Origin of the sequence: Leucobacter chromiireducens (assembly GCF_051993095.1) — a bacterium.
Lineage (GTDB): Bacteria > Actinomycetota > Actinomycetes > Actinomycetales > Microbacteriaceae > Leucobacter > Leucobacter chromiireducens.
The window spans coordinates 870,107-885,025 of the sequence record NZ_CP197024.1 but is presented as its reverse complement, the minus strand read 5'-3'; the positions used below and the strand labels follow the sequence as shown (position 1 = coordinate 885,025).

The 14,919-nt window shown below is 65.6% G+C and carries 17 protein-coding genes; 9 read left to right on the top strand and 8 right to left on the bottom strand.

Features of this window, described 5'->3' with window-relative positions; genetic code table 11:
* The 5 genes from ACR81A_RS03930 (at position 1) to ACR81A_RS03910 (ending at position 5,431) form a co-directional block, all read left to right on the top strand.
* Complete coding sequence (locus tag ACR81A_RS03930; RefSeq protein WP_440312701.1) at positions 1–990, top strand: ABC transporter permease; 990 nt, start codon at positions 1–3, stop codon at positions 988–990.
* Positions 987–1,853, top strand: coding sequence for an ABC transporter permease (locus ACR81A_RS03925; RefSeq protein ID WP_202381670.1), 867 nt, complete (start codon positions 987–989; stop codon positions 1,851–1,853). Before ACR81A_RS03930 ends, ACR81A_RS03925 begins: the two co-directional genes overlap by 4 nt.
* A complete protein-coding gene (locus ACR81A_RS03920) occupies positions 1,850–3,478 on the top strand; it encodes an ATP-binding cassette domain-containing protein (protein ID WP_440312700.1) in 1,629 nt (542 codons plus the stop codon). The genes ACR81A_RS03925 and ACR81A_RS03920 overlap by 4 nt, the downstream gene beginning before the upstream one ends.
* Entirely contained in the window at positions 3,475–4,641 is a 1,167-nt protein-coding gene (locus ACR81A_RS03915) for a peptidase C39 family protein (RefSeq protein ID WP_440312699.1), read from the top strand. The genes ACR81A_RS03920 and ACR81A_RS03915 overlap by 4 nt, the downstream gene beginning before the upstream one ends.
* Positions 4,642–4,765: 124 nt before the next feature.
* Complete coding sequence (locus ACR81A_RS03910) at positions 4,766–5,431, top strand: pentapeptide repeat-containing protein (protein ID WP_440312698.1); 666 nt, start codon at positions 4,766–4,768, stop codon at positions 5,429–5,431.
* On the opposite strand, the gene ACR81A_RS03905 is transcribed toward ACR81A_RS03910, so the two are convergent.
* From ACR81A_RS03905 to ACR81A_RS03895, 3 genes are all read right to left on the bottom strand, one after another.
* Positions 5,428–5,658, bottom strand: a complete 231-nt coding sequence (locus ACR81A_RS03905) for a hypothetical protein (RefSeq protein WP_440312697.1) — start codon at positions 5,656–5,658, stop codon at positions 5,428–5,430. The genes ACR81A_RS03910 and ACR81A_RS03905 overlap by 4 nt on opposite strands.
* 392 nt (positions 5,659–6,050) lie before the next feature.
* On the bottom strand, positions 6,051–6,188 hold the full coding sequence (locus ACR81A_RS03900) for a hypothetical protein (RefSeq protein WP_440312696.1): 138 nt from the start codon (positions 6,186–6,188) through the stop codon (positions 6,051–6,053).
* A gap of 18 nt (positions 6,189–6,206) precedes the next feature.
* Entirely contained in the window at positions 6,207–6,410 is a 204-nt protein-coding gene (locus tag ACR81A_RS03895) for a hypothetical protein (protein ID WP_440312695.1), read from the bottom strand.
* Positions 6,411–7,617: 1,207 nt separating this feature from the next.
* Here ACR81A_RS03895 and ACR81A_RS03890 point away from each other — a divergent pair.
* Positions 7,618–8,052, top strand: coding sequence for an Hsp20/alpha crystallin family protein (locus tag ACR81A_RS03890; protein ID WP_440312694.1), 435 nt, complete (start codon positions 7,618–7,620; stop codon positions 8,050–8,052).
* 166 nt (positions 8,053–8,218) lie between these two features.
* Entirely contained in the window at positions 8,219–8,437 is a 219-nt protein-coding gene (locus ACR81A_RS03885) for a hypothetical protein (RefSeq protein WP_440312692.1), read from the top strand.
* Between the two features lie 108 nt (positions 8,438–8,545).
* On the opposite strand, the gene ACR81A_RS03880 is transcribed toward ACR81A_RS03885, so the two are convergent.
* The 5 genes from ACR81A_RS03880 to ACR81A_RS03860 form a co-directional block, all read right to left on the bottom strand.
* Entirely contained in the window at positions 8,546–8,722 is a 177-nt protein-coding gene (locus ACR81A_RS03880; RefSeq protein ID WP_440312691.1) for a hypothetical protein, read from the bottom strand.
* An 88-nt stretch (positions 8,723–8,810) separates the two neighbouring features.
* Entirely contained in the window at positions 8,811–9,311 is a 501-nt protein-coding gene (locus ACR81A_RS03875; RefSeq protein WP_440312690.1) for a TspO/MBR family protein, read from the bottom strand.
* Between the two features lie 497 nt (positions 9,312–9,808).
* Positions 9,809–10,441, bottom strand: a complete 633-nt coding sequence (locus tag ACR81A_RS03870) for a hypothetical protein (protein WP_440312689.1) — start codon at positions 10,439–10,441, stop codon at positions 9,809–9,811.
* A gap of 26 nt (positions 10,442–10,467) precedes the next feature.
* Positions 10,468–10,986, bottom strand: a complete 519-nt coding sequence (locus ACR81A_RS03865; RefSeq protein ID WP_440312688.1) for an amino-acid N-acetyltransferase — start codon at positions 10,984–10,986, stop codon at positions 10,468–10,470.
* Positions 10,987–11,110: 124 nt separating this feature from the next.
* The gene (locus ACR81A_RS03860) at positions 11,111–13,639 is read right to left on the bottom strand and encodes an ATP-dependent Clp protease ATP-binding subunit (protein ID WP_440312687.1); all 2,529 of its coding nucleotides are present in this window, start codon (positions 13,637–13,639) and stop codon (positions 11,111–11,113) included.
* Positions 13,640–13,859: 220 nt separating this feature from the next.
* Between ACR81A_RS03860 and ACR81A_RS03855 the strand changes: the two genes are divergently transcribed.
* Entirely contained in the window at positions 13,860–14,714 is an 855-nt protein-coding gene (locus ACR81A_RS03855; protein ID WP_440312686.1) for a MurR/RpiR family transcriptional regulator, read from the top strand.
* Between the two features lie 31 nt (positions 14,715–14,745).
* Complete coding sequence (locus ACR81A_RS03850; protein WP_440312685.1) at positions 14,746–14,883, top strand: hypothetical protein; 138 nt, start codon at positions 14,746–14,748, stop codon at positions 14,881–14,883.
* Positions 14,884–14,919: the final 36 nt, after the last annotated feature.

The following is a 14,919-nucleotide window of genomic DNA, read 5'->3' as shown; positions in this document are numbered from 1 at the left end:
ATGTCAGCCACACGCGCAGGCGGCGCCCCCGGTGGGCGCCGCCTGGCCCGCACGCTCACATTGCGCATTGGCGGGGTGCTCGTCATCCTGCTTGTGCTCTCGTTCCTCACCTTCACGCTCTTGTACCTCGCCCCCGGCGATCTCGTGAAGAATCTGCTCGGCAACCGGCCGAGCTCACCCGAAGCAATCGCCGCGATCCGCGCGCAGTACCACCTCGATGACCCGTTCCTCGTGCGGTACTTCGACTGGCTGTGGAGCGCCATTCGCGGTGACTTCGGCATCTCGATCCGACTCCAGCAGCCGGTCACCGCGGTGATCAGCAGCCGGCTCGGCATCACCTCGCTGCTCATCGGGCTTTCGTTCGTGCTCGCCCTCATCACCGCGGTACCGCTCGGCATCGTGAGTGCCGCGCGCGCCGGCACCCCCGTCGACCGCGTCGCGAGCGCCACCGCACTCTTCGGACTGTCTGCGCCGAGCTTCGCTCTCGCGATCCTCGCGATCACCGTTTTCGCGATCGCGATCCCCATCTTCCCCGCGTACGGTGCCGGCGACGGCCCGCTCGGTCAGCTGTGGCACCTCTTCCTGCCCGCCGCGGTGCTCGCCGCAGGCATCGGAGCGATCCTGATGCGAATGACGCGGGCCGCCGTGCTCCGCGAGCTCGAGAGCGACGCGATCACCTTCGCACGGGCGCGCGGCATCCCAGAGGGCCGGGTGCGACGCATCGCCCTACGCGCGGCCTTGATCCCGATCGTCACCAGTGCCGGGCTTATTCTGACCTTCATCATCGGGGGCACGATCATCGTCGAGACCGTCTTCGCATTGCCGGGCATCGGCCAGCTGCTGCAAGAGGCCGTACTTTTCAAGGATCTGCCCGTCGTGCAGGCGATCACCCTCCTCGTCGCAGCGGCGATCGCGATCATCACCATTCTTGTGGACATGAGCTACCTGCTGCTCGATCCGCGAGTCCGAGCACGGGAGCTGAGCGCATGACCCCGCGTACCCGACAGGTTTCCCTGCTCAACGACGTGCGGGTCGCGCCCGGCCGCCCCCGCGACTGGGTGTCTACACTCGCCGCGGTGTTCCTCGCGCTCGTGGTGCTCGCCGCGATCGCCTCGCCGTTCCTCACCGAGCTCGCCACAAAGCAGAGCATCCTCGATTCGCTGCTGCCCGCGGGCTCCCCCGGACACCTGCTCGGCACGGACGAACTGGGGCGAGATGTGCTGCTGCTCACGCTCGCGGGCACGGGATCCGCGGTGGCTGGCCCCGTCGTCATCGCTGCGGGATCGATGCTGCTCGCCATCCTCATCGGCACCGTTGCCGGCTACCTCCGCGGACCGGTCGATTGGATCGTGGGCCGCGTGGTCGACATTCTGCTCTCGCTCCCGGTCATGCTCGTCGCGCTCGTGGTCGCCGGCATCTTCGGGGCCGGCTACTGGGTGACCGTCATCATGCTGGTGCTGCTCTTCTGCCCCTCGGACATTCGGATCATTCGCGCCGGCGTCACCGAGCAGGCGCCGCGGCCGTACATCGAGGCCGCGCAGATGCTGTCACTGTCGCCCGCACGCATCATGTTCAAGCACATCGTGCCGAACGTGTGGCCGCTCATCATGACCAACTTCATGCTGAACCTCGCGATCGCGCTCGTCACGCTCTCCTCGCTCTCTTTCCTCGGAATCGGCGTCGCGCCCGGCACCCCCGACTGGGGCCGCCAAATCACCGACGGCCGCGGCATCCTCGGCGACAACCCGGCGATGATGGTGGTGCCGGCGATTCTCATCGTGCTCGTCGCGATGGCCATCAACGTGCTCGGCGATCACCTCGGCGAGCGGCTCCGCGAACGGGGGATGCAGTGATCACCTCATCGGACACACAGCTCAACGCTCAGGGCACGCCCCCCGGTGTTGCAGTCTCCGGTCTGCGCGTCGTGGCGGGCGAGCGAACGCTCGTCGCTCCCGTCGATTTCACGGTCGCGCCGGGCGAACTGCTCGCCGTGATCGGCGAGTCCGGCTCCGGAAAGTCGATGACCGCCCGCGCGCTCACCGGGCTCCTCCCCCGCGGAGTGCACGCGACGGGCGACGCGCGCATCGACGACCACGAGTACGATCTCGCCTCCGGGCGCGACGCGGATTGGGCGGCCGTGCGCGGGCGCCGCGCGGTGCTGCTCCTGCAGGATCCCTTCACGAGTCTCAGCCCAGTGCTGCGCTGTGGCGCGCAGATCGCCGACACGATCGAAGCGCGCGCCGCCGCAACCGGGCAGCGAATCGGCAAGTCCGCCGTGCGCGAGGAGGTGCTGCGCCGTCTCGCGGAGGTGCGCCTCCCCGAGCGAGTCGCGCGGCAGTACCCGGGTGAACTCTCGGGCGGCATGCGGCAGCGCGTCGCGATCGCCGCGGCACTTGCGGCCGAGCCGCGCCTCCTGATTGCGGACGAGCCGACCACCGCGCTCGATGCCAGCACGCAGGGCGAGGTGCTCGATCTCCTCCGCGAGCTACAGCTCGCGCATCGGATGAGCCTGATCCTCATCAGTCACGATCTGGGGGTCATCGAGGGGCGGGCCGATCGCGTGCTCGTCATGCGGCAGGGCGAGGTGGTGGAGCGTGGCGTTACGTCGGAGGTGCTTCGAGCCCCCGAGCACCCGTACACGCGCCAGCTCATCGCTGCGAACCTGTCCGTCACCGATGAGCTGCGTGAGCCTGAGGCCCGGCCGGAGCCGCTGCTTGAGGCCGAGCACCTCTCCAAGCGGTTCGGCGCCACCACCGCGCTCGCCGACGCCACGGTGTCTGTCGCCGCGGGCGAGGTGCTCGCGATCGTGGGCGAGTCCGGATCCGGGAAGACCACCCTCGCACGCGCAATCGCGGGCCTCGAGCGCCCCGACACGGGCGAGGTCCGGCTCGCCGGACGTACGCTCCCCTCGGGCCGGCGCGGCCGTACCCCGGGCGAGATCCAGGTCGTGTTCCAGGACCCATACTCCACACTCAACCCGGTGTTCACCATTCGCGAGTCACTTGATGAGGCGCTGCGTGCGGGCGGTCAGCGCGGCCGCAGCGTCGAGGAGTTGCTGCGACTCGTCGAGCTCGATCCCGCGCTGGCTGATCGCCGGCCCGCGCAACTCTCCGGCGGGCAGCGGCAGCGCGTGGCGATCGCACGGGCGCTCGCGCCGAACCCGCAGGTACTCATCTGCGACGAGAGTGTCTCGGCACTCGATGTGTCCGTGCAGGCGCAGATTCTCGCGCTGCTGGCCCGGTTGCGCGATGAGCTCCAGCTCGCGATGCTCTTCATCACGCACGATCTCGGGGTCGTGGCACGCATTGCCGACCGCATCACGGTGCTCCGGCTGGGGGAGATCGTTGAGCAAGGCAACACCGCTGCGGTCCTCAGAGATCCGCAGCACCCCTATACCCAGGTGCTCGTCGCAGCTGCCGAGCGCGACAGCATCGCGCACGAGCGCGACACATCACTTCCACGAGAGGAGCGGGCATGAGCTCCGCAACGCACCACATCACATTCGATTCGCAGTCGGGGGCAGCGCTGCCCGCTGAGCTGCGCGGCGCTGCAGCTCTCGGCGCGAACGCGGCCGAGCGCGCCGCCCTCTGGGACGTGGAGCGCGAGCTCTGGACCCCGCGCACCATCACTGCGCGCAACAGCTCGGGATCGGTGCTGGGCGCAGCCCTCACCGCGGCCCGCCCCTTCTCCGCGTATCGCAAGATCGTGGATGTGGTGGCTGGGTCCGCAGATGTGTGGGCGGCCCTCGTTGCCGCCGCGCGCGATGACCTCCTCGGCGAACCGGGAACTGAGGAGCACCCCGCGCCTCTTGCCGTGCACTTCGAGGAGCACCTGACGCTCGCGCCACTCTCCGAGACGCAGCGCGCGGCGCTCGAAGCCGCCGGGTTCGCGGCGGAAGGCACCCCCGTGCCCTCGGTGCCCAGCACCCGCGTGGAGGAGCCCAGCGCGGTTGCGGCCTGGTCGTTCTGGCGCGTTCCTGCGCCCGCGCGCAACGCTCCCTACTACGGGCAGACCACCGATGTGACCTGCGGCGCGGTCGCTGCGCTCACCGCGCTCGAGCAGCGTGGGCTTGGTGAGTTCCAGGCCGACAACGGTGCCGAGAACCGCGCCGCTGAGATCGCGTTCTGGCGGCGCGCAACGAACCTCCCGGCCTGCGAGCCGATCGGCCTCGCGGTCGAGACGGCGAAGCTCGGCGCCGACTCGGGCACCCTGCCTGCGCGACCCCACATCTTCTTGAGCACCCCCGATCCCGTGTTCATCGAGGAGTTCTCCGAGCAGCCCTGGGAGCAGGACCTGCGCATCGACCTGCAGCTCGAATCGCTGCGCCAGGCGGAGGCGCTGGGCTTGCCCCTCGAACGGCGCTGGCTCGAGGTCGACGAGATCGTGTCGTTCGTGCGCGAGGGCGCACAGGTGCTGCTGCTCATCGATCTGACCGAGCTTATTGCCGACCCGACCCCGCACTGGGTTCTGGCCACCGAGGTCGTGGGCGACGCGCTGCTCATCGCAGACCCGTGGGTGCAGGCCCCGAACGGCGAGACCTGGGTCGATACGTTCGCACTGCCGCTGCCCTTCGCCACGATCGATCGGGTGACCCGCTGGGGTGACCCGGCGTTCCGCGGCGCGATCGTGCTTCCGGCCTAGCGGCCTCGCCGGTCGACGAGATCAGTGCGGGGGCGGGTAGCAGACCGAGTCGCGCGCGAGCCCAGTGCTGCCGCGCACGCGAGGCAATACCATCGGCAGCACGCCCCGCGTTCAAGGAGAAGCCATGCGCCGCCGCACTGATCGTTTTCGCTCGCCAGCCCTGCCCTCGCTCGATCTCCCACACCTCGAGCCGCTCGAAGTCGAGGCACTCGCTGATGCGAAGGACCACGTTGGGGAGCTCATCCAGCAGGTCGACGCCTCCGGGCTCGACCTCTCTGGTGCAACGTTCAGCGAGTGTGAGATCACATCGTTTGTTGCGGATGAAACGCGATTCCTCGGTGCGCGGTTCACGGATTCCCGGCTCACACAGGTTACGGCGCCCACGCTGAAGGCGGCGCGGACGACGTGGCGCAATGTCGAACTCGCCTCATCTCGGATCGGCGCGTTCGAGGCGTTCGACACCGAGCTCGCCCAAGTGCGCATCGACGGGTCAAAACTCGGCTGGGTGAACTTCCGCTCGGCCGAGCTGCGCGATGTGACGTTCATCGGGTGCCGGTTCGAGGAGCTCGATCTGAGTGGCAGTACCCTCAATCGCGTGGCGTTCGAGCACTGCAGCGTGCAGACGCTGGTGCTCGAGCACACGAAGTCGCAGGACTTGGATCTCCGCGGCCTGGAGTTTGCCGAGCTCCGCGGACTCGATGGCCTGCGCGGCGCGCGCGTGTCCGAGGAGCAGGGCGTCGACCTTCTCGGCGTCTTCGCGCGGCACTTCGGCGTGGCGATCGGCGGCTAGGCGTCAGGCCCCGTGCCGCGTGGCCTGGTCCGCCAGATCCACTGCACGGCCTCACAGAGCGCCAGAGCAAGCAGCACGAAACCTGAGACGAGAAGCACCACGTTCCATGCCCCGGGCTCGGCACGGCTCGCAGCGGAGAAGGCAAGCGTGGAGAACAGCACGAGCGCGGCAATGCTTGCGATTGCCCGTTTGCCGCTGTGCGGCGACTTCGGAACCATCTTCTCCACGAGGCGCGCTCCCCTCAACGTTGTCCGCAGAGTAGCAGAGCCCGCCGTTTGAGGGCCGGTCTCCGCTCCACGGCCTTTGCGCGCCCAGAGAACCGAGAGGGCACCGGCGAGCACGAGCGACCCTGCCGCAGCAGCCCACGGCGCAGGGGGCGGCCCGCCGGTCGCTGCAAGCGCGCGTGGTGCCGGGTGTGCGGCCGCAACAGGGTGCTGACTGTCTACTGACAAGCGCGCAGCAGGAGGTTCTGTTCCCGCTAGCTGTCCACCCGGGTTGCCGCCGGGCTCCTCGCTCGGCGCTTCCCCGGCTCTTCGTCCGGCTCTCCCCCACCCGTCTCCTGCGTGTAGCGAATCTCCACAAGCCCAGACGTCCGTGCATCGGCCGTGCTGAAGATCGCTCACGCTGGCCCCAGGCTCGAGCCACCGCCACCGGCGTTTGCGACGTTCGTATCGCCCGCCACCTCGTTCCCGCCAACGCCGACTTGCATGCCGGTCGCCGCGGTACCTGAAGCCCCTGCGATTCCGGCTCCCCACATGGGGAGAGTCTCATTCGGCTAGCTGGCAGCGCCCTGTGTCGTGACGTCGACGTGGGTCACTCCCTCCGGCACGGTCCGGTGTTCGGGCGCGCCGGAAAAGCCAAACTCAACGACTTCGCTCGTATCGCTCGTATCGAGGTCAAATGCATGGGAAGCGACGCCCACGCTCAGAATGCCCAGACTCGCTAAGACGCCCACCGTTACTCGCACTGTTCTGTTCATACTCCCGAGCGTATCGATCGCCCCAGCGGCCCGGTGAGACACCCCGAGTGGGGCAACACGCACAAGTTCGCCCGCACAGTAGAGGAGGAACTCCAATCCTTGATTCGCTACGAACGTGCCCGCTTGCTTGCGTCACAAACATGTCTCTTCTCCGCTTGGGGACAGCGCCCCAGAACCATCCCGAGTCGGGACTCATACGGACTCTGCGCGAACTGCGGCCGCGTCGTTTCCGCATCCAAGACCCAGGCGGAATTGCGACTGCACGGGGGCAGTTCCTCGCTCATCTGGTGTCGGCAGCGTTGCCTTGCGTCCGTCCCGCTGCGAAATGAATGCTGCAAGGTGTCGGAGCTGGCTTGCCTGTCAGCAATACTCTCGCGAGATTGAGGCTCATCGACTGCGGCGTCTTGGACACGATTACGCGTTTGGTGGAGCGTGATACTTGCGCCGTCGCGCACAGAACTGCCGGCGGCAAGCAACTGGGCAACCGGATGGAGGGTTTTCTGACACTCCTGGAATCCTCGTGCCCAAAAACTCTTTCGAGCGAATACCTCGGCCTTCTGAAAGACCCCTGCATACTTCTCAAGGCGTTCGCAGTCCCTGCGAATCGCGAGAAGCAAGTCTGTCCTCGCCGGTGCACGGCGTCTAGATGCCTCCAGCCGAAATGTCACGGCTAGTGCGGCGAGAGAGGCGGCAACAGCAGAGAACAGGCTACCCAAGATGTCATTCAGTTCTACAATAGCGCGGCCACCCATCGGCCGCTTCTCAGCTCACATCTCCTCAACAAGCCAGAGAGCTGACTCAGCTACCACACGTCCAGGCAGGGCTTCCCCCACCTCTTTACCGGCACAAACGGCACACGCGGCGACTACGAACCGGGAGGGAGGGTTGTGAGCGCCGCACCTCCTGGCGACGCAGCCAGGACCTCTCCCAAAGAGCTCCTCTCGCACGCCCCTGAATCCGTACAGGTCTCCTCGATGACCAGTGACGTGTCAGATGCAGAGTTCAAGGAAGCCTTTGCCGACGTGAAGTTTGCGGAGAAGATGCTTCACAGGGATGTGGCGCGCCTCAGGCAAACTTGAGACGAAAACAGACGCCGCATTGAGGGTCACGAAAGCGCAGGACTTGGCACTCTCAGCATGAGAGTGCTAATTTATTTGCCACCTGAGGAACTCAACCTCAGGCAGCAATTGGAAGGAGACTGATTTCAATGACACTGACATTTGACCCTTTCACTGATCTCGAGCGAGCTACGGCAGGGATTCGTCAGGCCCGAAGCGGCCCACGCCCAATGCCAGTGGACCTGAGCCGAGATCAGGACCGGTACGTGGTCACAGCCGATCTTCCCGGCATTGACCCCGGAAGCTTGGATATCGATCTCGATGGCCAGCTCCTCACGGTTCGCGCCTACCGCTCCACCGACAAGTCCGTAGGAATGAAGTGGATCAACCAGGAGCGAGTTGAGGGCACCTACCTGCGCCAGTTCAGCATTGGCGAGGGGATCGACACCGAGGCGATCAGCGCAACCTATCAGGACGGTGTCCTGAGCGTCATTCTCCCGCTGAACGCGAAGGCAAAGCCACGCAAGATTGAAGTTGACCTGTCGCGTGATAACCACCCGGCAGGAAAGTCGATCACCGCGTAAATACTCCGCCTGTGCGGGTAGGTTGCTCGTGGGTGAAAGTTACTACCCGCACAGGTGACACTCCTTGTGACACTGGTTCAAAAGCAGTGGGCCCCTCTCCTCGGGGATTGGGAGAGGGGCCCACTGCTTCCACACTCGCCACGAAAAAGCAATAAAGAGGCACAGGATGCGCATCCGTTCAAGTGACGAGTTCGACGAGCAGCACTCTCGCTTCAATGCCGAAGCTGCGGAAGAAACTCTGCGAGAACTCGAGGAGCAGTACGCAGCCGGAGAGATCGAGCGTCACGCCTACTTCGAGAAGAAGCAGTCGCTCGTCCGCTTATTCTTGAAGGCCACGACGAACCCGAGACGACGACGCCGTGAAGAAAACTACGACGGAGACTAGGCGGTCAGCTCCAGTAGGAACTGGGCAACCCGACCATGTTGGCTGTCGAGGATACTACAGGAGCTGACCAACTCAGGGGGGCGAGCCAGCGCTCACCCTCGGAGAGGCCTAGAGATTATAAGGAGCGGTGTTTTTGTCACCTTTCTCAGGGTGACGAATCAAAGCTGGGTCAGACTGCCCCTTGCGCGGGTCTGCTGAACTATCCATCTTGTCGGTTGCGCCGTCCATGACAGGTTCATCCTGGTATTCCTCAGAGGGAGTTTCGCGGTTCTTGGATTCACTCATGTTTCCTCCTTGCTCGGCAGTTGAAACACAAACGATAGGCCAGAATTCCGAGAGGGCTTTCAGGTCGGCGGACAATGTCTCGAAGTGACTAATTGAGAACAATGACGGCCGCGTTGAGCGTCGAGGCAAAGAGAAGCCACAGCAGATAGGGGACGAAGAGCCATGCGGCCCACTTCGACCAGCGGGCCGCAGACATGATCAGCCCAACGACTGACACAATCAGCATGATCATTACGACCATTGCACCCCACCAGGCACTCTCCCCCACTAATGGGTAGCCGGCGAAAAAGACTGGCGTCCACAGTGCGTTGAGACCGAGCTGCACAGCGTAGAGGGTGAGAGCGGGTCGTGCGGCATTCTTCTCGCCCGGGGTCCAACCTTTGCGCCAGAGCAACCATCCACCCGATGCGATCAACACGTACAGGACTGACCAAGCCGGGCCAAACACCCAGTTAGGTGGACTCCAAGGCGCCTTTCGCACCGAGGCATACCACCCATCAGCATTCGGGATCGTTGCCAATGACCCGGCAAGAGCGATGCCTGCAACAACGGTCAGTACTAAAAGTCCAATACCAATCTGGCGCGCCACAGTGGGCCTGCTCCGCATGGTCCCCTCCTCCGTGATCCTCCCACCAACCTAACAACACTGGTATCCGAAGGTAAGCCTCCGTCGACCCCCTGCGGCGTCCCAGAGGACACCACAGGGGACGAATTCTGCAACTACTCGTGAATGCCTGATCTCGAAGTCGGTCGATCGGGTCTGAATGTCACCTACACGTGCTTCACCTCCCTTGGCGAGAAGCACGCGCGAAGGTTGCCGGCCTACCTGACGGGTTCAGGATTTACGATCTGCGCCACTATTTCGCTCCGATGTTGATCGCGTCATGGCTCGATATGAAGGTGGTGCAGGCGAGGTTGTGCCATGCTTCAGCGAAAACGACGCTCGACACGTACGGGCACCTCTGGCCGGACTCAGACGAGTCCTCTCGAACTGCTGTGAGTGCGGCATTTGCCACTCACCCCAAGACTGCTGCGGATTCTGTGCGGACTCGGGCACCGATTTCCTAAGCGAGGCAAGGGTTCTTACTAGTAGAGCAAGAACTGGGCCGTTCCCGTGCCCTGCACGCCAGCCGCGGTGACCTTCAGATGGTAGGAGGCGCCGTCTGCGCCCACCGGGTCACGGGTGATGTCGCAGGTCTCCGTACTCGAACGAGTGCGGTCCCACGTGATCGGTTCGCTCTCGAGCGGCTTGCCCGGCTCAAGGATCACCGCGAGCGACTCGGCGCCGGTCTGGCAGTCCTTCGAGCGCCACACCTCATCGTCACCGCTCGAGATGGCAAACTCCATGCCAGCAGTACCGAGATCGGCCGTGCAGGCCTCCTCACCGGTGTTCTCCGCCGACAGCGAGAGCGCAGGGAGCTCTCCCGCGGGGTAGTCGCCGCGGTCCGTCACTGGGGTGATGCGCAACTGCCCGGCCCGGCATGCCGCCGGTTCGTCCTTGGCGTCCGCCGAGCCCGATTCCTTGTCGCTTGCGGTCGTGTCGAGCCCCTCGGGCACCTCGACCTGTTCCGCGTTCTTGGGCCCGTCTCCCCCGCCCGGTTTCACGATCACAAGCACGATCACCGCGATCACGGCGAGGAGGCCGGCGAGCACGAGCAGCCGCCGCCGAATGTAGACCTTGCGGTCCTTCGGCCCGACGGGATCGCGGAGGGTGGACATGGCGCCAGCGTAGCCTGGAAAGCGGCCTACAGACGCTTCAACATGCGCGTGTTGCCCAGGGTGTTGGGCTTCACACGGGCAAGATCCAGGAACTCGGCGACGCCCTCATCGTTCGAGCGCAGCAGCTCGGCATACACATCTGATGCGACCAGCGCGGTGTTCTCGCCCATCTCTTCGAAGCCGTGGCGGCCGAAGAAGTCGGTCTCAAAGGTGAGGCAGAACAGCTGCGTGAGGCCGAGCTGACGCGCGCGCTCCTCAAGCGCGGTGATCAGCCGGTGCCCGACGCCGTGCCCGAGCCACTCCTCCGAAACGCCGAGCGTGCGTACCTCGCCCAGCTGCTCCCACATTACGTGCACCGCACCGTACCCGACGAGGGTGCCGTGCTCGTCTTCGGCAACGATGAACTCGGGAACCGCGGCGTACAGGTCGACCAGGTCCTTGCCGAGCAGAATCCTTCGCGCGACGAGGGGTTCCATCAACTCGACCATGCGGAGCACGTCTCCCGTGCGCGCGTTGCGGATGCGAATCTCAGAAGCCACACTCATGACCCGAGTCTACTCGGGCGGGCCCCGGCGCTCGGCACACCGCTGAGGCCAGAAACGCAAACGGGCCCGCTGCCGAAGCAGCGGGCCCGAGGGCGAGTGCGAGGCGGAGCCTGCGCAGCGGAGGTTACTCCGCGGTGGTGTTCGGCGTCGCGGCCGTGGAGGCCACAGCGGCGGCAGCTGACGCGGACGCATCGCCGTGCGCCTTCGCCGAGCGCGACTCAGTCTCGAAGGTGAACTGGCCATCGACAAGGTCGACCTTCACGAGGTCGCCCGCCAGCAGCTCGGCGCCGAGGATCTTCTCCGAGAGGCGGTCCTCGATCTCCCGCTGCATCGCGCGACGGAGCGGACGCGCACCGAGCGTGGGATCGTAGCCGATCTCCGCGAGGCGTTCGCGGGCTGCTGGCGAGATCTCGATGTACATGTCGCGGTCGAGGAGGCGATCCTTCAGCTGCTTCACGAACAGGTCAACAATCTGCAGCAGCTCGGGCTTCGTGAGCTGCGGGAACACGATGGTGTCATCGACACGGTTCAGGAACTCGGGCTTGAAGTGCTTCTTCAGCTCCTCGTTCACCTTGCCCTTCATCATGTCGTAGCCGACCGAGGTGTCGCCCTCGAGCTGGAAGCCCACGGGGCCACCGGCGATCGCGGAGGATCCCAGGTTGGTGGTCATGATGATGACCGTGTTCTTGAAGTCGATCACACGACCCTGACCATCGGTGAGGCGACCCTCTTCGAGGATCTGCAGCAGCGAGTTGAAGATGTCGGGGTGTGCCTTCTCGATCTCGTCGAAGAGCACCACGGAGAACGGCTTGCGGCGGACCTTCTCGGTGAGCTGGCCGCCCTCCTCGAAGCCGACAAACCCGGGAGGGGCACCGAACAGACGGGAGACCGTGTGCTTCTCGCCGTACTCGGACATGTCGAGCGAGATGAGCGCGTTCTCGTCGTCGAAGAGGAACTCAGCGAGCGCCTTCGCGAGCTCGGTCTTACCAACACCCGTGGGGCCGGCGAAGATGAAGGAGCCCGAAGGACGCTTCGGGTCCTTGAGGCCCGCGCGCTGGCGACGAATCGTCTTCGCAAGGGCCGAAATCGCCTCGTTCTGGCCGATGACGCGCTGGTGCAGCGCCTCCTCCATGAAGCGGAGACGGCTCGTCTCCTCCTCGGTCAGCTTGAACACGGGGATGCCGGTCGCCTGCGCGAGCACCTCGGCGATCAGCCCCTCGTCGACCTCGGCCTTCGTCGCGACGTCGCCCGAGCGCCACTGCTTCTCGAGCCGCAGTCGCTCGGCGATGAGCTTCTTCTCCTCATCGCGCTTGTTCGCAGCGGCCTCGAAGTCCTGGTTCTCGATCGCCTGTTCCTTGTCCGCACGCACGACCGCGATCTTCTCATCGAACTCGCGCAGCTCGGGCGGGCTCGACAGAATCGACAGGCGGAGACGGGCACCGGCCTCATCGATCAGATCGATGGCCTTGTCCGGCAGGAAGCGATCCTGCACATAGCGGTCAGCCAGGTTCACCGCGGCGACGATCGCGCCGTCGGTGATGGACACCTTGTGGTGCGCCTCGTAGCGATCGCGCAGACCCTTGAGGATGTTGATCGAGTGCGGAAGCGACGGCTCTGCGACCTGGATCGGCTGGAAGCGGCGCTCAAGTGCCGCATCCTTCTCGAAGTGCTTGCGGTACTCATCGAGCGTGGTCGCACCGATGGTCTGCAGCTCACCACGAGCCAGCATGGGCTTCAGGATGTTCGCTGCGTCGATTGCGCCCTCGGCGGCACCCGCGCCCACGAGCGTGTGAATCTCGTCAATGAAGATGATGATGTCCCCGCGGTTGCGGATCTCCTTCGTCACCTTCTTGAGACGCTCCTCGAAGTCACCACGGTAGCGGCTGCCCGCAATCATGGAGCCGAGGTCGAGCACGTAGACCTGCTTGTCCTTCAGTGTCTCGGGCACCTCGCCCTTGACGATGGCCTGCGCGAGGCCCTCGACTACAGCGGTCTTGCCGACGCCGGGCTCACCGATCAGCACCGGGTTGTTCTTCGAGCGGCGCGAGAGGATCTGCATGACCCGCTCGACCTCCTTCTCGCGGCCGATCACGGGGTCAAGCTTGCCCTCGCGTGCGGCCTGAGTGAGGTTCCGACCGAACTGGTCGAGCACCTGCGAGCCCTTGGACTCCCCACCCGTCTCGGGTGCACCAACGGTCGCATTCTCCTTACCGGCCTGGTAGCCGGAGAGCAACTGGATGACGGTCTGACGCACACGGTTGAGGTCAGCCCCGAGCTTCACGAGCACCTGAGCGGCAACGCCCTCGCCCTCGCGAATGAGGCCGAGCAGAATGTGCTCGGTACCGATGTAGTTGTGGCCGAGCTGCAGCGCCTCGCGGAGGCTGAGCTCCAGCACCTTCTTCGCGCGGGGCGTGAAGGGAATGTGACCCGCGGGCGGCTGCTGGCCGGTGCCGATGATGTCGGTCACCTGCGCGCGCACAGCGTCGAGCGAGATATCGAGCTGCTCGAGCGCCTTCGCGGCAACGCCCTCGCCCTCATGGATCAGGCCGAGCAGAATGTGCTCCGTGCCGATGTAGTTATGGTTGAGCATCTTCGCCTCTTCTTGGGCGAGGACGACAACACGACGTGCGCGGTCGGTGAATCTCTCGAACATCTATAACCTCCCAGACAAACCCGCCGGGGCGCGAGTTCGTCGATGTACCCAGGGTATGCGAGCTGACGGCTCTATGGGCGGTTGTTCGCCAGAGGCGTGCAAGGCCGAGATCCGCGATCCGGTGCCCGCCAGTTGAGCGGGGAACCCGCGCCGCCACCCCGCCGCCTGTCCGCAAGCTCCCCGCCACTTCTCGTTCACCCGGGCGCCCTACGGTGAACGCATGCCAGCCCCGCTCACCCACGCGCACCCTGACGGTTCGGCCCTCGCGCTGATCCGCGCTGTTGCCGGTGGCCTCGGCCAGAGTGAGGGGGCGGTGGCCCGGGTGATTCTCGACCGGCCGGGTGAGATCCCGCAGTGGTCGACGCAGGAGCTCGCCTCCGCAGCCGGAACATCGACCGCCACGGTCATCCGTGCATGCCAGAGGCTCGGATTCCGCGGATTCCAGCACCTCCGGCTTGAACTCGCACGTGAGAATGCCGCGACGCCCGTGGAAGATCCAGTGGCGGGTGACGCCGTTGATGCGGTGTTCGCGCACGCGCGCACGGCGCTGCTTGTGGGGCAGCAGGCCATCGATCGCGTTGCGCTCTCCGAGGCCGCGACGATCCTCGTCGGCGCTTCCCGCGTGGTCTGCTCGGCGAACGGCTTCTCTGCTCCTCCTCTGCAGGATGCGGCCATGCGCTTCGCTACCATCGGTCGTCCCGTCGAAGCGCCGCTCGACATCCTCGCGCAACAGTTCGCCGCGCATAGCACCGGTCCTCACGACGTTTGCCTTGCCCTCAGCCACTCGGGTGCGAACACACACACCCTCGCCACGGCGCGCGCCGCCCGCAAGCGCGGGGCGCGCATCATCGCGCTGAGCAGCTACGCCCGCTCACCGCTCGGCGACCTGGCCGACGTGACGCTCTCGACGGGCATGATCGGCGCCCAGCACACGGTCGACCCCTTCTTCAGCAGGCTCGGGCACTCCGTGCTGCTGCAGGCGCTCGTCGCCGAGGTGTCCGCGCTGGCCGCGCCGAGCGACGCGCTCGACATGCGCGAGGTCGTCGCCGACGCGCTCGCCGATCCCGGCGCTTAGGGAGAGCAGAGACGCCGCGTGGCGGGAAATCGTGCCCGCCCTGCCCGCGTCGTGCACCCGCCCCTGCCTGCCCCTGCCCGCGCGTCGCGCGCACTTCCGCGAACGTCCACGCGGCCGCCTCGCGGCGTTCACCGAGGCGACACCTGGGCTCGGGAAGCTGCTCATGTAATCGAATTTCACGCTCGATGTAACGGGCAGCAACCGG